Below are 16,574 nucleotides of genomic sequence, written 5' to 3'. Positions count from 1 at the left end.
ACCGAGTGGAAAGCCTGAGTGGATGCCACAGGAGAAGGTGGAGGGACGGGCTGACCCGCAGGTCGCCGTCTCCGACTACGGGAGGCTGTTCCAGGCCGCCCGGGACCAGCACATCACCGAGCACCACCACCACTACCCGGAGGGGTCACCGGTCCTCCTGCCCGGGCAGGCCGTGCGGGAACCGTACATGGGACCTGACTCGGTCAGGGTCCCCGTCGCGGCGCCCAAGCCCGTCGAGGTCCGCGACCGTGTCGAGTACAAGGCGCTGCTCACCGCCGCGGTGAGGACGCTCTCCGGGAAGCGCGTCCACGTCCTCCACGGCATGGGCGGCTGCGGAAAGACGACGCTGGCCCGTCACGTCTTCGACGAGTGCACAGCGACACGGGAGATCGACGGCTTCTGGGTCAACGCGGCCCACCGGACCTCCCTGCGGGCCGGCATGCTCGCCGTCGCCGCGGATCGCGGAGCGACGGCAGCGGAGTTGGAGGCAGTCCAGCGGGGGCACCGGCCGGCCGCCGACCTGGTGTGGCACCACCTGGACGGGCCGGACAGACCGTGGCTCCTGGTGCTGGACAACGCGGACGACCCCGCGTGCCTCGACGGCGGCTGGCTCAGGTCGAGTTGCCACGGCACCGTGCTCGTCACCACCCGGCAGAGCCACTCGGCGCTCTGGTCGCACGCCGAGACGCACCGCGTCGACCTTCTCGACCCGGAGGACGCCGCGCTCGTCCTGCGCGATCTCGCGCCGTCCACGGGCAGCGACACCGAGGCACTGCTTCTTGCCCAGGCCGTCGGATGCCTCCCGCTGGCGCTGACCCTGGCGGGGTCCCAGCTGTCACAGCAGATTCTGGAGCCCATGACCATGGACGAGCTACGCCGCAGAATGGCCGACAACCCGAGCACCCGGATCGACCAGGGCGTGGTGCCCTGGGAGAACGAGCCGCGACGGGCCCTCAGCAGCACCTGGCAGCTCTCGCTGGACGGGCTTGCGGAGCGGGGCCTGCCCGCTGCGACCACGCTGATGCGGCTCCTCAGCTGCTTCGCCTCCGACCCGCTGCCCGTCGGCGTGATCCCGCCGCGTGCGGTGGCCTCGTCGGGGCTGGGAGACGTCGACCCGCCGCTGGCCGAGACCACCATCGCCCCCTGCCTGAAGGCACTGGTCGACCACTCGCTCGTCGCGGTGGACGAGTTGCACGAGCAGTCAGGCCCGCCGCTGCGTCTGCTGCGAGTCCACGGGCTGGTGCTGGACACCGTGTGGACCAGCACGCCGGAAGCCCAGCGGCCGATCCTGCTGGCTGCCGCGGCGGCCCTGCTCTCGCAGGCCCTCCCGGAACCGGCCGGTGCCACTCCGGCTGGTGACAGGATGCGCCGACTGCTGATCCCGCACGTGGCCCAGGTCCTGAAGCGGGCTGGCGAACACGGAGCCGACGCCCTGCCGTTGGCCCTGACTGTCGCCCGGCAGCTGCGGACCCACATGGTCGAACGCGACGATCACGAGAACCTGCTCGCTCTCGCCCGCCTGACCGTCACCGTCGCCTCCCGGGACACCGCGACCAGCGCGGCCAGCACGACCAGCACGACCGAGTCCCTGACCGACAAGCAGGTGCTGGGCCAGGTCCTGCTGGCACTTGGCGAGTACGAGGAATGCCTGACGCTGCAGCAGGAGGTCCTGCAGGCCAGGGAGCGCACCGACGGACCGGACGCGCCCACGACGCTCAGCAGCGCTCACCACCTGTACTTCCCCCTGTACTGGGTGGGCGATGTGCGCGCTGCGGAAAGCACGGTGCGCAGGGCCGCGGAAGGACGGGCGCGGACCCTCGGTGCCGAGCATCCCGACACACTGCTCAGCAAGGGGCTCCTGGCCGAGGTGCTGTGTCGGCTCGGCGAAAGGGAGGAGAACGTGCGCCTCGCCGAGGAGATCAGTGAGACCAGCACCCGGGTTCTGGGCGAGGAGCACCCCGTGACCCTCACGTGCCTGCTCACCCGGGCGTTCGTACTCGACGAGCTGGGCAGGCCCGACGAAGCGGAAGCACCGGCGCGCAGTGCCTTCGAAGGACACCGCGCGGCCAAGGGCCCCGACCACTGGCTGACCACGGCGAGTGCCCATCGCCTGGCCTCGGTGCTGCGGGGCCGGGGACAGTGGGAGGAGGCGGAATGCCTGGCCCGCCAGGTGCTCACCACTCGGCTGTCGTCCCTGGGAGAGGCGCACGCCCACACCCTGCTCGTCCAGGTGGAACTCGCCCGGATCACCGACGGCTCGGGCCGCCGGGCGGAAGCCGTCGCGCTGGCCCGATCCACTCTGAGCGCCTGCCTGACCCACCTCGGTGCAGAACACCCCGTGACAGCCGAATGCCGTTCGTTCCTGGAGAAAGCGGAAAGCGCGACGAGAGAATCGTGAGCGCGGGTCGGAGACGAAGCTGAGTCCTCTCGACCAGGACGGTGGGCCAGTCGGGAGGACTCTGCTTCACACGGTGTGCAGATCAGTTGTCAGCGGGGAAGACCCTGCCGGACAAGTCCGACGAAGGACGACCATGCCTCGGTGGACGAGTGGAAAGCCGACTTGTGAGGGTTCTTGGAATCGCGGACGGCGACTACCTGCCGGGAGTACGCCCTCACCTCGACGCAGTCGCCGTTCACGGCCGAGTACGAGGATTTGGTCCAGTTCGCCAAGGGTGCCTGCCGATCAAGCATGATCACTCCGATGGTTGTGCGTGTGCGTGGGCACGAAACCCACCGCCCTACCAGGGCTCCGAACGATCCACGGTACGGGCTCATCGGAGTCCGGGTAGGAAGCGTTCACTCGACCGAATGGAATACCCCCACAAGGCCTTCCCCCATCACTTCCTCCCGTGTACTCTCCGGCCTTTCATATTCGCCGTATACGTCATGCCTCATGATCGGCGGCGGCCTGCAGGATGAAGGCCCGCGACTGCTCCGGGTTCAGCGCCTCCGCCCGGAGATGCTCGTACATCACGCCGTAGCTCTGCACGTCGTTGGCCTTCTCCAGGTACAGGTCACTGGTGACGCCCTCCAGATAGACGACGCTCGCGTCACCGGCGTCCTGGAACTCGAGAATGGCGAACTTGCCGTACATACCGGGGTGGGCTCCCACGCTGTACGGAAGGACCTGCAATGTCACATGCGGCTGCTGGCTGAGTTCGGCAAGGTGCTCGAGTTGCTCGGCCATGATGCGGGGACTGCCGACGACGCGGCGCAGCAGCGCCTCGTCGATCACAGCCCAGAACCTCAGCGGGTTGCGGGTCTCGGTGAGCCGGTCCTGCCGTTTCAGCCTGATCTGGATCCGCTTTTCGATCTCACTCGGCGTGGCCTCCGGCCACATGCCCTCGATGACGGCCTGCGCGTAGGCGCGGGTCTGCAGCAGTCCGGGCACGATGAGGGACTCGTACACCCGCAGTGACGCGGCGTCGGTTTCCAGGCCGATGTAGACGCTGTACGGGATATCGCCGAAGGCGTGCCACCAGCCCTGCTGGCGGGATTCCTTCGCCATCTGCATGAGCGAGTCGACTATCCGCCGGTCCTCGACCTCGTAGACGCCGCACAGGTCGCGGACATCGCGCTGGCTGATGCTGCGGCGGCCGTTCTCCAGGCGGCTGATCTTCGACTGCGAAACCAGCAGGCGTTCGGCGACTTCTTCCGCCGTCATGCCTTTCTCTTCCCGGAGCTTTCGCAGCTCCTGTCCCAGCCGGCGCCTTCGCACTGTCGGGTTGACGTTGGACGCCACGGGATGAGCACCTCCGCTGTTTCGTACGAATACTGTGCAGCAGGTTGCCACCAACAGCGCGGATGTGCCGGTACTTTGACAAGAATCGACCACACAGTGTGCAGGCACGCACGCAAGGGGTGGCGGGCGGCCCGCAGTCATGCGGACTGCCCGCCACCCCTGGCGTCAGCGGCTCCCGTTCCGATGCGTCAGCGAGCGCCGGCGCGGGCCATGCCGCCCCGGAGCGCCTGCTCGGGCATCCCGCGGGACGGCATCGCCGTCCCCGTCGCGGTGGCCCGTGCGGTGCCGCGCGTACTGACTGGCGGTGGCGCGCCGCCCGGTGCGCGCCGCGGCTGCGCCGCCACACCGTTCTGCACGTCCATGACGGCGTGCGCGACGAGTCCGCCCATCGGGTCGTGCCTGATGAGATCCCGCAACCGGGAACGGCTCGACCGTCCCTCGTTGCCGGGGTAGAGGTGCTTGCCGAGGCCGACCGCGTGGGCCAGTGCGGCGAGCGCGGCGGTCCGCGGGTCCGGCGGTACACCGGTGCGGATCGCCGAGTCCAGCCGGTTCTTGATCTCCCGGCTGATGGCCGTCTCCGTCGCCTGGTAGCGAGTCGTCGGCAGCACCCCGCACATCTGGCCCTCGACGGCATGCACCATGCCGCAGCGCTCCAGATGCGAGAGATACGTCTGGCGGAGCCCCAGTCGGGGTCCGCCTATCCAGTGGACCGCGCGTACCGGACTGCCGCGCCTGCGCAGCAGTTCCAGTGCGGAGTCCAGAGTTGGATCTCCTGTCGGCCGTGGCAGCACCACGGCGATACGATCCCCGTCCGGGGCTATCCGTCCTGCCAGAGCCAGCTCCACTAGCTGCGCTCCGGCCAGGCCGAGGTCGAGCGACTGCGGCTGCGCTGTGGTACCCGTGGTCGGGTCCAGAGCGAGCAACAGCAGCTCTTCCGGAATTGTTCTGCGGCTCCTGCCCATCCATGCCTCCCCGCGTGGATGAATCACAGGGTGACCCCTCTCACATTGTTCTGTCGAGAGTGCCTGGTCGTTATGGACGGGAACCAGTAGGTATGTCGTCTCGTCTGTCCACTGGGACACCCGGACCGCACGGTCCACCCGGCCGTACGGGCGTGTTCCGCAGGACACTGTTAACTGGTACGCGATCGGCAGAACTCAGGAGGCACGGTGGCGGGCGAGTCCCCCGACAGTTCGAAGCAGAGGAAGTCGTCGGGGGAGACGACAGCGGAGCGCGGTACGGTTCCGGCCGCCCGCGACCGGAACGACCCCCGTACGACGTTCGGCGGCGGCAGTCGCAATGGCGACGGCACGTCCGCACGGACGCCGGGCCCTCCGACGGAGCCGGCGGACGACGATCCAAACGCGGACACGACCGCGTCCGCGTCGTCGGATGACCTGACCGCGAGCACGGACGCGGACAGGGACGCGGACGTCCCGGTAGAGGGTGACGGCGCGGGCGGTGACGCGGACGTCAAGGGGGCCACGCGGCCCGTGGACGAACCGACGGCCGTCTTCCGTACCCCGACCACCCGCACGCCCCCGCGCGCCCCCCAGGCCGCCGACAGCGCGAGCCTGACGGACGCGGAAGGTGCTGCGGACGCCGAAAGCTCGGCGGACGCTGCGCAGGGCGACACCGCCACGGACAAGCCCTCCGGTCCGGAGCTATCCGACGCGAAGCCGTCCGACGACGAGCCGTCCGACGCGGCGGAATCCGGGTCCGGGTCCGGGTCCGGGAACCGGGAGCTGCGGGACGCGGTGGCCGCCTGGGTGTCTGCCGAGGATGCCGAAGAGGCCGAAGCGTCGGACGCCGCCGGAGCGTCCGATCCTGACCGATCGACGGACGGCGAGGCTGAGCCGGACGCCCCCAAGGCCTCCGAAGCAGCCCCCGCAGCGAAGGCCGAGGCCAAGGCCGACGACGCCGCTTCCACAACCGACGCCGCCGGACACGCCGACCTCGACTCCGACGCCGAGGCCGCCACGGCCGCCTCGAGCGCGGAGACGCCCGAGGCGGACCAGGCGGACGAGGCGGACGGCGATGCGCGCCCTGCCGTCGCCGTCGACCAGCCGACGGCCGTCTTCCGCACCCAGCCGCCGAAGTCCGACCGCCCGACGGACGCGGACCCGGACGACAAGGCGCCGGACGACAAGGCGGACGGCGAGGACCCGAAGGGCGAGGGCCAGGCCGCCAAGGCCAGGACGGCCGAGGCCGACGCGGAGAAGGACGCCGGCGGCACCGACGCTCCCTCCTCCCCCACGCCGAAGCCCGACGCCGCCTCCGGGGTCGCCGCCGACGCCGGAGACGGCGACGCCGATGACGCGCCCCCCGCGGTGGAGCGCACCAGCCAGTTCGTGCCGTTGCGGTCGGCGGACGACGTGCGGTCGGCGAAGCCTGCCGTGCCGCCGCCCGGCCCGCCCGTCAAGCCCGCCCCGGCGGACGCCGGCACACCCGACGCGAAGGCCGCCGGCGCGGCCACGTCCGACGGCGACCAGGCGGCGGGTGCGCTGCCGGAGGTGGAGCGCACGCGGCAGCAGCCGCTGCCGCCCGGTCCGGGCGAGCGTCCGCTCGACCTGCTGGCGCAGCTCACGAACAAGCCGGCGCCGCCCGAGACGCCGATCCGGACGCTGGTCCGCCGGGTCAAGATCTGGACTCCGCTGCTCCTGCTACTGGTGATCGTCTTCGTCGCGGCGCAGTTGCTGCGTCCGCTGCCGGAGCCGTCCCTCGACCTGACCGCGCAGTCCAGCCACACCTTCGACGGCGGCAAGCCGGACGTGGCGTGGCCGGGGTCGGGCCAGGCTGCCATGGAGATCGACGGACTCGGTTCGCTGGGCACCTCGGGCGAGCAGAAGCCCGTGCCGATCGCCAGTGTCGCCAAGGCGATGACGGCGTACCTGATGCTGCGCGAACACCCGATGAAGGCCGGTGAGGACGGTGCGTCGATCCCGGTCGACAAGCAGGCCGAGGAGGACGCGGGCCTCAGCCAGCAGGGCGAGTCGACGGTGGACGTCAAGGAGGGCGAGACGCTCACCGAGGCGGAGGCGCTGAACGCGCTCATGATCGCGTCGGCGAACAACGTGGCCCGACTGGTCGCCCGGTGGGACTCCGGGTCGGAGAAGGCGTTCGTCGAGAAGATGAACAAGACCGCCGAGGAACTCGGCATGAAGAACACCACGTACACCGACCCCAGCGGCCTGCTGAAGGAGACCGTGAGCACCGCGGCCGACCAGGTGAAGCTGGGCAAGGCGGCGATGAAGCTGGACGCGTTCCGGGCGTCGGTGGCCCAGCCGTCGTACGACGACCGCAACGGCAGGAACCAGAGCAACTGGAACCAGCTGGTGCCCTACAACGGCACCATCGGCATCAAGACCGGCACGACCACCGCGGCGGGCGGCAACCTGCTGTTCGCGGCGGAGAAGGAGGTCGGCGGCACGAAGCAGCTGATCATCGGGGCGGTCCTCAGCCAGCCCCCGGCCGGTCCCGGCAACTCGATCCTGGAGGGCGCGCTGAGCGCCGGCCGGAACCTGATCAGCTCGGCCGGTGAGCTGCTGACCGCCGAGACGATCGTGAAGAAGGGCGACGTGGTCGGGCAGGTCGACGACGGTCTGGGCGGCCGGACGCCGGTGGTGGCGACGAAGGACGTCACGGCGGTCGGCTGGTCGGGGCTTGAGGTGGAGCTGGCACTCACCTCCGGTGACGAAACGATTCCCGGTGAGGCCGCGTCCGGCACGCGGGTCGGCACGCTGACCGTGGGAGCCGGGCCCGGGCAGGTGAAGGTGCCGGTGGCCCTGGCGGCGGACCTGACCGAGCCGGGAACGGGAGCACGCATCACCCGCATCCTCTGACCCCACGTCTCTGACCGGCGCGACCTCCGACCCCGCGTCTCTGAGCCCGGCCCCGCGCACCCGCCGGGGCCGGGCTCAGCCGGCCCAGGGCGGCCCGGATCTGCTGTGCTGCTGCTCAGAGCGGGGTCGTACCCTCGGGTAATGACCTCAGACGCGCAGGGACCGACAGCCGACGCGCACCCGGTGGGACCGACAGGCGGCGCACGGGGAGTCGCCGCCGACGCCCCGGTGCCCACCGCCAACGCCATGCGCCGCGCGCTGCGCCGGGCCAGGGACGGTGTCGCCCTGGACGTGGCCGAGGCCGCCGTGCTGCTGCAGGCGCGCGGGGAGGACCTGGCGGACCTGACCGCCTCCGCCGCGCGGGTGCGGGACGCGGGGCTGGAGGCGGCCGGGCGGCCGGGGGTCATCACCTACTCGCGCAAGGTGTTCATCCCGCTGACCCGGCTGTGCCGGGACCGCTGCCACTACTGCACGTTCGTGACGGTGCCCGGCAAGCTGCGCGGCGCCGGGCACGGGATGTACATGTCCCCGGACGAGGTGCTGGACGTCGCCCGCAAGGGCGCCGAGACGGGCTGCAAGGAGGCGCTGTTCACGCTCGGCGACCGGCCGGAGGACCGCTGGCCCGAGGCGCGCGAGTGGCTGGACGCGCACGGCTACGACGACACGCTCGCCTACGTGCGCGCGATGGCGATCCGGGTGCTGGAGGAGACGGGTCTGCTGCCGCACCTGAACCCGGGCGTGCTGTCCTGGACGGACCTCCAGCGGCTGAAGCCGGTGGCGCCGTCGATGGGCATGATGCTGGAGACGACCGCGACCCGCCTGTGGTCGGAGCCGGGCGGCCCGCACCACGGTTCGCCCGACAAGGAGCCCGCGGTGCGGCTGCGGGTGCTGGAGGACGCCGGACGGTCCAACGTGCCGTTCACCACCGGGGTGCTCATCGGCATCGGGGAGGACTTCCACGAGCGCGCCGAGGCCCTGTTCGCGCTGCGCCGCGTCCAGCGCGCCTACCAGGGCGTGCAGGAGGTCATCGTGCAGAACTTCCGCGCCAAGCCGGACACGGCGATGCGCGGCATGCCGGACGCCGAACTCACCGAGCTGGCAGCGGCGGTGGCCGTCACCCGGCACGTGCTGGGGCCGTCCGCGCGAATCCAGGCGCCGCCGAACCTGGTCGACGAGGAGTACCGGCTGCTGATCGACGCGGGCATCGACGACTGGGGCGGGGTGTCGCCCCTGACGCCGGACCACGTCAACCCGGAGCGGCCCTGGCCGCACATCGAGGAGTTGGCCGCGCGGACCGCGGACGCGGGCTTCACGCTGCGCGAACGGCTCACCGTCTACCCGGAGTTCATCCGCCGCGGCGAACCGTGGCTGGACCCGCGGCTGCTGCCGCACGTGCGGGCCCTGGCCGACGGGGACACCGGCCTGGCGCGGGAGGGCGCGGTGCCGTCGGGACTGCCGTGGCAGGAGCCGGACGAGGAGTTCACCGCGCAGGCGTCGGGGCGCACCGACCTGCACCGCACCATCGACACCGACGGCCGCACGGCGGACCGCCGGGACGACTTCGACGAGGTGTACGGCGACTGGGAGTCGCTGCGCGAGCAGGCGGCTCCGGGCATGGTGCCGCAGCGCATCGACACCGACGTGCGGGCGGCGCTGTCCACGGCGGCGGACGACCCGCAGCGCCTCTCCGACGGCGAGGCGCTGGCGCTGCTGCACGCGGACGGGCCGGCGCTGGACGCGCTGTGCCGGGTGGCGGACGAGCTGCGCAGGGACACCGTCGGGGACGAGGTGACGTACGTCGTCACCCGGAACATCAACTTCACCAACGTCTGCTACACCGGTTGCCGGTTCTGCGCGTTCGCGCAGCGCCGCACCGACGCGGACGCGTACACGCTGTCGCTGGACCAGGTCGCCGACCGGGCCGCGCAGGCATGGGACGTGGGCGCGGTCGAGGTGTGCATGCAGGGTGGCATCCACCCGGACCTGCCGGGCACGGCCTACTTCGACATCGCGCGGGCGGTGAAGGAGCGGGTGCCGGGCATGCACGTGCACGCCTTCTCTCCGATGGAGGTGGTGAACGGCGCCTCGCGGACGGGCATGTCGATCCGGGACTGGTTGTCGGCCGCGAAAGAGGCCGGTCTGGACTCCATCCCGGGCACCGCGGCGGAGATCCTCGACGACGAGGTGCGCTGGGTGCTGACGAAGGGCAAGCTGCCGACGGCCACCTGGATCGAAGTGGTGCGCACCGCACACGAGTTGGGGCTGCCGTCCTCCTCGACCATGATGTACGGCCACGTCGACCAGCCGCGGCACTGGCTCGGCCACTTCCGCACGCTGGCGGAACTCCAGCAGGAGACGGGCGGCTTCACCGAGTTCGTGACGCTGCCGTTCATCCACACCAACGCGCCCGTGTACCTGGCGGGCATCGCCCGCCCCGGGCCGACGGTGCGCGACAACCGGGCGGTGACGGCGATGGCCCGGCTGCTGCTGCACCCGCACATCACCAACATCCAGACCAGCTGGGTGAAGCTGGGCGCGGAGGGCGCCGCGCAGATGCTGCGGTCGGGCGCCAACGACCTGGGCGGGACGCTGATGGAGGAGACCATCTCCCGTATGGCGGGGTCGGGTTACGGCTCGTACCGCTCGGTGAAGGACCTGGAGGCCATCGCCGCCGCGGCCGGCCGTCCGGCCCGGCCGCGCACGACCACCTACGGGGAGGTGCCCGCCGAGCGGCAGCAGGCGGCGCGGGACCGGGACGGGCACCTGCCGGAGCTGCTGCCGGTCCTCGGCGACTGAGGGCTCCGGCCGGGGCCCGGCCGTCCGGGCCCACGCCTTCTCTTCCCCGTCCGCGCGTTCGTTTACAGTGCTGAGCCGGGCAGTATCACCGGGGACCGGGGATGGCCGGAAGAGGCCGGAACGAGGGGGGCACCGTGACCGGATCGGGCAGCTCCGGCAACACCGCCGTGTGGGGCCGGGCCGAGCAGCAGGACTTCCGCAGCCGGGTCCGCGGCTGCCTGCTGGGCGGCGCCATCGGGGACGCCCTGGGGGCGGGCGTCGAGTTCGACTCGCTGAGCGCGATCCGGGACGCCCACGGCCCGGACGGGGTGACCGGCTATGTGCCCGCCTACGGGCGGCGCGGCGCGGTCACCGACGACACGCAGATGACGCTGTTCACCGTGGACGGCCTGATACGGGCGCACGTCCGCCGCGACGCGGGCGCCTGGCACCCGCCGTCGGACGTCTACGCCGCCTACCGGCGGTGGGCGGCGACGCAGCGCGACTGGGGGCCCGACGAGCGCCGCAAGGACGACGGCTGGCTGGCCCGCGAGGAGTGGCTGTACGCCCGCCGCGCCCCGGGCAACGCCTGCCTCACCGGCCTGGCGGACGACCGGATGGGCACGCTGGAGCAGCCGAAGAACCCCGGTTCCAAGGGGTGCGGCACGGTGATGCGGTCGGCGCCCTTCGGCCTGCTGGTCGGCTGGGAGCCGCAGCTGGTGTTCCAGCTGTCGATGGAGTGCGCGGCGCAGACCCACGGCCATCCGACGGCGTTCCTGTCCGCCGGGGCGTTCGCCGTCATCGTGCACGCGCTGACCCGCGGGGTGTCGCTGGACGCGGCGGTGCAGCAGGCCCTGGCGATGCTGGCGGACCGGCCGGGGCACGAGGAGACCACCGAGGCGCTGAAGCGGGCGCTGGGCACCGTACGGCAGGGCCTGCCGACGCCGGAGCGGGTGGAGTCGCTCGGGGAGGGCTGGACCGCCGAGGAGGCGCTGGCCATGGGCGTGTACTGCGCGCTGGTGGCGGAGGACGTGCGGCACGGCCTGCTGCTGGCCGTCAACCACGGCGGCGACTCCGACTCCACCGGCTCGGTCTGCGGCAACCTGCTCGGTGTGCAGCACGGCGAGACGGCGCTGCCGCCGGCCTGGGTGACGGAGCTGGAGGGGCGGCCGACGATCCTGGAGTTGGCCGACGACTTCGCGATGGAGATGACGCAGGGCCCGGCGCTGCACAGCCCGGCCACGCCCTCCCACTCCCCCGGCTGGCTCCAGCGCTACCCCCGCGCCTGACCGCCCCGCCCGCCCGCGCCCGCGGGGTCCGTCAGCGGCAGTGCTCAGCCGTGCTCAGTGGTGGAAGGCGGTGCCGGGGCCGGAGCCGTGCCGGGCACCGGTGCGGCCCAGGGCGGCGACGGACTGCCGCAGGTCCTCGGCGAACAGCGCGGTCCGGTCGGCGCTCATACCGTGCCGGATCAGCACCCGGTGGATCACCGTCTCCTGCCGGTCGGGCGGCAGCGGGTAGGCGGGCACCTGCCAGCCGCGCATCCGCAACTGGTCGGAGAGGGCGTGCAGGTCGAGCGGCCCGTCGGGGTCGCGCAGCGTGTAGGAGACGGCCGGCAGAGCGCCGCGGCCGTCGTGCAGCAGCGTGAAGGGGCCCATCGCGGCGATCTCGTCCGCGAGTCGCGCGGCCGAGTCCAGGCAGCGCTGCTGGATCGCCCGGTAGCCGGCCCGTCCGAGCCGCAGCAGCAGGAAGTACTGGGCGGCGACCTGGCCGCCGGGCCGGGAGAAGTTCAGCGCGAAGGTCGGCATGTCGCCACCGAGGTAGCTGACCCGGAAGACCAGCTCCTCCGGCAGGTCCCCGCTCTCCCGCCACAGCGCCCAGCCGACGCCCAGCGGCGCCATGCCGTACTTGTGGCCCGAGGAGTTGATCGAGCGGACCCTCGGCAGCCGGAAGTCCCAGACCAGGTCGGGCTGTACGAAGGGGGCGACGAAGCCGCCGCTGGCCGCGTCCACGTGCAGCGGCACGTCGAGGCCGGTGTCGTGCTGGACGGCGTCCAGTTCGGCGGCGAGTTCGGCGACCGGCTCGTAGTCGCAGGTGTACGTGACACCGAGGACGGCCACGACGCCGATGGTGTTCTCGTCGACGTGGTCCCGCAGTTGGGACGGGCGCAGGCCGGTCGCGCCCGACTCCAGGGGGACCTGCCGCAGTTCGACGTCGAAGTACCGGGCGAACTTCTCCCAGCAGACCTGCACCGGCCCGCAGACCAGGTTGGGCCGGTCCGCGGGCAGCCCGGCGGCCTTCCTGCGCTGCCGCCAGCGCCACTTCATGGCGAGACCGCCGAGCATCGCCGCCTCGCTGGACCCGGTGGTGGAGCAGCCGACGGTTCCGGCGCTGTCCGGCGCGTGCCACAGGTCGGCGAGCAGGTGCACGCAGCGGGACTCGATTTCGGCGGTGCGCGGGTACTCGTCCTTGTCGATCATGTTCTTGGCGAGGTTGTCGTCCATCAGCCGGTGCACCTGCGGCTCGCTCCAGGTGGTGCAGAACGTGGCGAGGTTCTGCGCGGCGTTGCCGTCCATGTCCAGCTCGTCCCGGATCAGCCGGTAGACGTTGAACGGGTCGGTGGGTGCGTCGGGCATGGCCCGTCGCGGCAGGGTGCGCCCGCCGAGCAGGGATGTGTAGACGTCGTGGTCGTCGTCACTCGCGTCGGCGTCGGCGGGCCGCTCCGCGCGGGTGCCGGCGGTGCGGTGCAGGGCCATGGTGCCTCCCTCGGCGCGGGCGGGCGGAGTGCCGGCCCCGTCCAGGGAATCCCGGTGCCGTGCGCCCGGCAACCGCACGGCGGCCGACCGGAGGACCCCGGGCGGGCGAGGGGACGCCCCCGGTCAGCCGGGCCGGGCGGGCCCGGAGGCGGGGCCTCCGCCGGGGGCCGGGAAGCGACGCCGAGCAACTCGCGCCGCCCGGTGGCGGGTTACTCTTCCAGGTTGGACACGGGCCGGGGCCGCCGGAGGCCGGTACGGAACTGCCGCTCATCCCGTGCACAGGGCACACTGTGGGGTGCGGCACCCAAGCACAGGACGACGAGGGGGCACTCATGGTCGCCGACCCGGCAACGGCGCTGCGCTTCGCGGTACTGGGGCCCGTACGGGCCTGGCGAGGTGAGGAGCCGCTGCACACGGGTTCCCCTCAGCAACGGGCCCTGCTGGCCGCGCTGCTGCTGCGCGGCGGCCACACCGCCACCGCCCAGGAGCTGGTGGACGCGCTCTGGGGCGAGAACCCGCCGCAGCAGGCACTCGCGGCGCTGCGCACCTACGCCTCCCGCCTGCGCAAGGCGCTCGGCGCGGAAGCGCTGGTCAGCGAGTCCGGCGGGTACGCCATCCGCACCGGCCGGGACGCGGTGCTGGATCTGGACGAGGCCGAACGGCTGGTCGCCGGGGCCGAGCGCGCCGCGCACGCCGGTGCCCTCGGACGGGCGCGCGAACTGTACCGGGACGCTCTGGGCCGGTGGGACGGCGAGCCGCTGGCGCAGGTCCCAGGCCCGTACGCCGAGACGCAGCGGGTGCGGCTGGAGGAGTGGCGGCTCTCGGTCCTCGAGCAGTGCCTGGACCTGGACCTGCGGGACGGCGCCCACACCGAGGCCGTCTCGGAGCTGACCGCGCTGACCGCCGGACATCCCCTGCGGGAGCGACTGCGGGAGCTGCTGATGGTGGCGCTCTACCGCGGCGGCCGGCAGGCCGAGGCGCTGGCCGTGTACGCCGACACCCGGCGGCTGCTGGCGGACGAACTGGGCGTGGACCCGCGGGCGGAGCTGTCCGACCTGCAGCAGCGCATCCTGCGCGGAGACGACACGCTGGCCGCCCCGGCCGTGCAGTCGGAGCCTCCCGCCCTGGTCCGTCCACAGCAACTTCCGGCCACGGTTCCGGACTTCACAGGGCGCCGCTCGTTCGTCGCGGACCTGGGTGGCCAACTGGGCACGTCCGCAGGGCGGGTGATGGCGGTGTCCGCGGTCGCGGGCATCGGCGGCGTCGGCAAGACGACCCTCGCCATCCACGTGGCGCACGCCGCCCGGGACAACTTCCCCGACGGCCAGCTCTACGTGGACCTGCGCGGCGCCAGCACCGCGCCGGCCGAACCGGAAGCGGTGCTCGGGGCGTTCCTGCGGGCGCTGGGCACCCCGGACGAGGCCGTGCCCGACGGGGTCGACGAGCGGTCCGCGCTGTACCGCTCGCTGCTGTCCGGTCGGCGCGTACTGGCGCTGCTGGACAACGCCAGGGACGCCGCCCAGGTGCGTCCGCTGCTGCCCGGCACCGAGGGGTGCGCGGCACTGGTCACCAGCCGGTCCCGCATGGTGGACCTGGCGGGCGCACACCTGGTCGACCTGGACGTGATGAGCCCCGAGGAGGCCATGACGCTGTTCACCCGCATCGTCGGCGCCGAACGGGTCGGCGCCGAACGGGAGGCCGCGATGGACGTCGTGGCGGCCTGCGGGTTCCTGCCGCTGGCGCTGCGCATCGCCGCGGCCCGGCTCGCCGCCCGGCGCACCTGGACGGTGTCGGTGCTGGCCCGCAAGCTCGCCGACGAACGCCGCCGGCTGGACGAGCTGCAGGCCGGGGACCTCGCCGTGAAGGCCACCTTCGAACTGGGCTACGGCCAGCTCGACCCGGAGCAGGCGCGGGCGTTCCGCCTGCTGGGACTGGCCGACGGCCCGGACCTGTCGCTGGCGGCCGCGGCGGCCATGCTCGACCGGGACGAGGAGGCGGCCGAGGACCTGTTGGAGTCGCTGGTCGACGCCAGCCTGCTGGAGTCGGCCGCTCCCGGCCGGTACCGCTTCCACGACCTGCTGCGACTCTACGCGCGTGCATGCGCGTACCGGGACGAGCAGCCGCCGACCGAACGGGACGCGGCGCTGTCCCGCCTGCTCGACTTCTACCTGGTGACGGCGGCCCGGGTGCACGTCCTGGACCGGCCGGGTGAGCTGCTGGTCGAGTACCTGGAGCCGACGGACTCCCGGGGGCTGGAGTTCGGCGACCTGGCGTCGGCGACGGAGTGGCTGTTCGCGGAGTCCTCGTGCTTCCTCTCCTGCGCCCAGCAGCTCGCGGGCGGCGCGACGCTGCGCCGGGCCGCGGACCTGCTGCTGGTCACCAGCGACCTGGCCGAGTCGGGGGCGAACGCCCGGCAGTACCTGCTGACCGCGGAGGGGGTGCGGGACGCCGCCCAGAAGGCCGGGGACCCGCACGCGGAGGCCCGGGCCCGACTGGTGCTGACCGTCGCCCACCTCACCTCGGGCCGGTTCAACGAGGCGGACGAGGAGGCGCGGAAGACGCTGCTGCTGGGACTGGCCGCGGACGACCCCATCAGCACCTCGTACGCGCTGAACGACTGCGGCATCGTGGCCAACTACCAGGGCAGGAACGAGGACGCCGAGGAGTACCTGAGCCAGGCCCTGCGACGGTTCCGCGACTACGCCAACCGGCCGTCGGAGGCCAGCGCGCTGTGCAACCTGTCGCGGGCCCACATGTCGCTGGGCCGGTTCTCCGAAGCCATCGACCTCGCCGAGCAGGGCGTGCGCATCTACGACGCCATGGGGTTGACGCTACGGCTCGCCAACGGCCTCTACACGCTCGGCGTGGCACTGGCGAAGTCCGGGCGCACCGCCGAGGGGCTGGCGAAGCTGACCCAGGCACTCGCCGTATTCCACGAGAGCCGGCAGCCGCTGTGGGAGGGCGTCACGCACTTCCGCGTCGCGGAGGCGCACCTGGCCGACGGCCGGGCGGCCCTGGCGGCCGGGCACGCCGAGCAGGCCCTGGTGCTTCGCAGCATCGGTGGCGAGTGGCGGCGGGGCACGGTGCTGTGCGTACTGGGAAGGGCACTGGCCGAGTTGGGGCAGCGGGACCGGGCGCGGGCCTGCTGGCAGGAGGCGCTGATCATCTTCGAGGCGATGGGCGCCCCCGAGACCGCCGAGGTGCGCGAGCTGCTGGCGCCGCCCGTCACGGTCTGACCCGCCCGCCGGAACCGGCCGTTCCCACGCGGTCCGGCCCTGTGCGACGGGTTCCGGTCCGACGGGTTCCGATTCGGTGTCCACCGATACCCGACTTCCGCCCGACTCCCGATCGCCAAACGGACGTTCATCGATCGTTTATCCCGCCGCGGCATGCTGGAACCAGTCGATCCGCCGGTCTCGGGGGGAGGCGGATCGAGGGGAGGGGCGCCGGTCACGGGGGGTG

Annotated in this window: 9 protein-coding genes; 5 read left to right on the top strand and 4 right to left on the bottom strand. The window is 72.5% G+C overall.

Annotated features, from left to right (window positions below; all coding sequences use genetic code 11):
• Positions 1-22: 22 nt before the first annotated feature.
• Positions 23-2,398 carry a tetratricopeptide repeat protein gene (locus QNO07_RS03995; protein WP_283990015.1) on the top strand — a complete coding sequence of 792 codons (2,376 nt, stop codon included), beginning with the start codon at positions 23-25 and terminating at the stop codon, positions 2,396-2,398.
• Positions 2,399-2,487: 89 nt separating this feature from the next.
• Here the strand turns inward: QNO07_RS03995 and QNO07_RS03990 are convergent, their stop codons facing one another.
• The 3 genes from QNO07_RS03990 to QNO07_RS03980 form a co-directional block, all read right to left on the bottom strand.
• Positions 2,488-2,691 (bottom strand): DUF397 domain-containing protein, encoded by a 204-nt coding sequence (locus QNO07_RS03990; RefSeq protein ID WP_283990074.1) that lies wholly within the window; start codon positions 2,689-2,691, stop codon positions 2,488-2,490.
• A 193-nt stretch (positions 2,692-2,884) separates the two neighbouring features.
• Positions 2,885-3,742: a helix-turn-helix domain-containing protein gene (locus QNO07_RS03985; RefSeq protein ID WP_283990014.1), complete on the bottom strand. Its 858-nt coding sequence runs from the start codon at positions 3,740-3,742 to the stop codon at positions 2,885-2,887.
• A gap of 188 nt (positions 3,743-3,930) precedes the next feature.
• Positions 3,931-4,704 carry a GOLPH3/VPS74 family protein gene (locus QNO07_RS03980; protein ID WP_283990012.1) on the bottom strand — a complete coding sequence of 258 codons (774 nt, stop codon included), beginning with the start codon at positions 4,702-4,704 and terminating at the stop codon, positions 3,931-3,933.
• 531 nt (positions 4,705-5,235) lie between these two features.
• Between QNO07_RS03980 and QNO07_RS03975 the strand changes: the two genes are divergently transcribed.
• The 3 genes from QNO07_RS03975 to QNO07_RS03965 all read left to right on the top strand — a co-directional run bounded on the left by QNO07_RS03975 (position 5,236) and on the right by QNO07_RS03965 (position 11,648).
• Positions 5,236-7,584, top strand: coding sequence for a D-alanyl-D-alanine carboxypeptidase family protein (locus QNO07_RS03975; protein WP_283990011.1), 2,349 nt, complete (start codon positions 5,236-5,238; stop codon positions 7,582-7,584).
• Between the two features lie 141 nt (positions 7,585-7,725).
• Positions 7,726-10,380, top strand: coding sequence for a bifunctional FO biosynthesis protein CofGH (locus tag QNO07_RS03970; protein ID WP_283990010.1), 2,655 nt, complete (start codon positions 7,726-7,728; stop codon positions 10,378-10,380).
• A 101-nt stretch (positions 10,381-10,481) separates the two neighbouring features.
• A complete protein-coding gene (locus QNO07_RS03965; RefSeq protein ID WP_502961768.1) occupies positions 10,482-11,648 on the top strand; it encodes an ADP-ribosylglycohydrolase family protein in 1,167 nt (388 codons plus the stop codon).
• Between the two features lie 54 nt (positions 11,649-11,702).
• Here the strand turns inward: QNO07_RS03965 and gad are convergent, their stop codons facing one another.
• Entirely contained in the window at positions 11,703-13,112 is a 1,410-nt protein-coding gene (gene gad, locus QNO07_RS03960; protein ID WP_283990008.1) for a glutamate decarboxylase, read from the bottom strand.
• A 332-nt stretch (positions 13,113-13,444) separates the two neighbouring features.
• On the opposite strand from gad, the gene afsR reads away from it, so the two are divergent.
• On the top strand, positions 13,445-16,348 hold the full coding sequence (gene afsR / locus QNO07_RS03955; RefSeq protein ID WP_283990007.1) for an SARP-family global regulator AfsR: 2,904 nt from the start codon (positions 13,445-13,447) through the stop codon (positions 16,346-16,348).
• Positions 16,349-16,574 lie beyond the last annotated feature (226 nt).

This window comes from Streptomyces sp. 549 (assembly GCF_030124175.1).
GTDB lineage: Bacteria > Actinomycetota > Actinomycetes > Streptomycetales > Streptomycetaceae > Streptomyces.
This window is presented reverse-complemented; position numbering and strand designations above follow the sequence as displayed.

Coding starts and splice junctions, on each gene's coding strand:
- gad (WP_283990008.1), bottom strand. CDS start 13,112: ATGGCCCTGCACCGCACCGCCGGCACCCGCGCGGAGCGGCCCGCCGAC.
- QNO07_RS03990 (WP_283990074.1), bottom strand. CDS start 2,691: ATGCTTGATCGGCAGGCACCCTTGGCGAACTGGACCAAATCCTCGTAC.
- QNO07_RS03970 (WP_283990010.1), top strand. CDS start 7,726: ATGACCTCAGACGCGCAGGGACCGACAGCCGACGCGCACCCGGTGGGA.
- afsR (WP_283990007.1), top strand. CDS start 13,445: ATGGTCGCCGACCCGGCAACGGCGCTGCGCTTCGCGGTACTGGGGCCC.
- QNO07_RS03965 (WP_502961768.1), top strand. CDS start 10,482: ATGGCCGGAAGAGGCCGGAACGAGGGGGGCACCGTGACCGGATCGGGC.
- QNO07_RS03995 (WP_283990015.1), top strand. CDS start 23: ATGCCACAGGAGAAGGTGGAGGGACGGGCTGACCCGCAGGTCGCCGTC.
- QNO07_RS03980 (WP_283990012.1), bottom strand. CDS start 4,704: ATGGGCAGGAGCCGCAGAACAATTCCGGAAGAGCTGCTGTTGCTCGCT.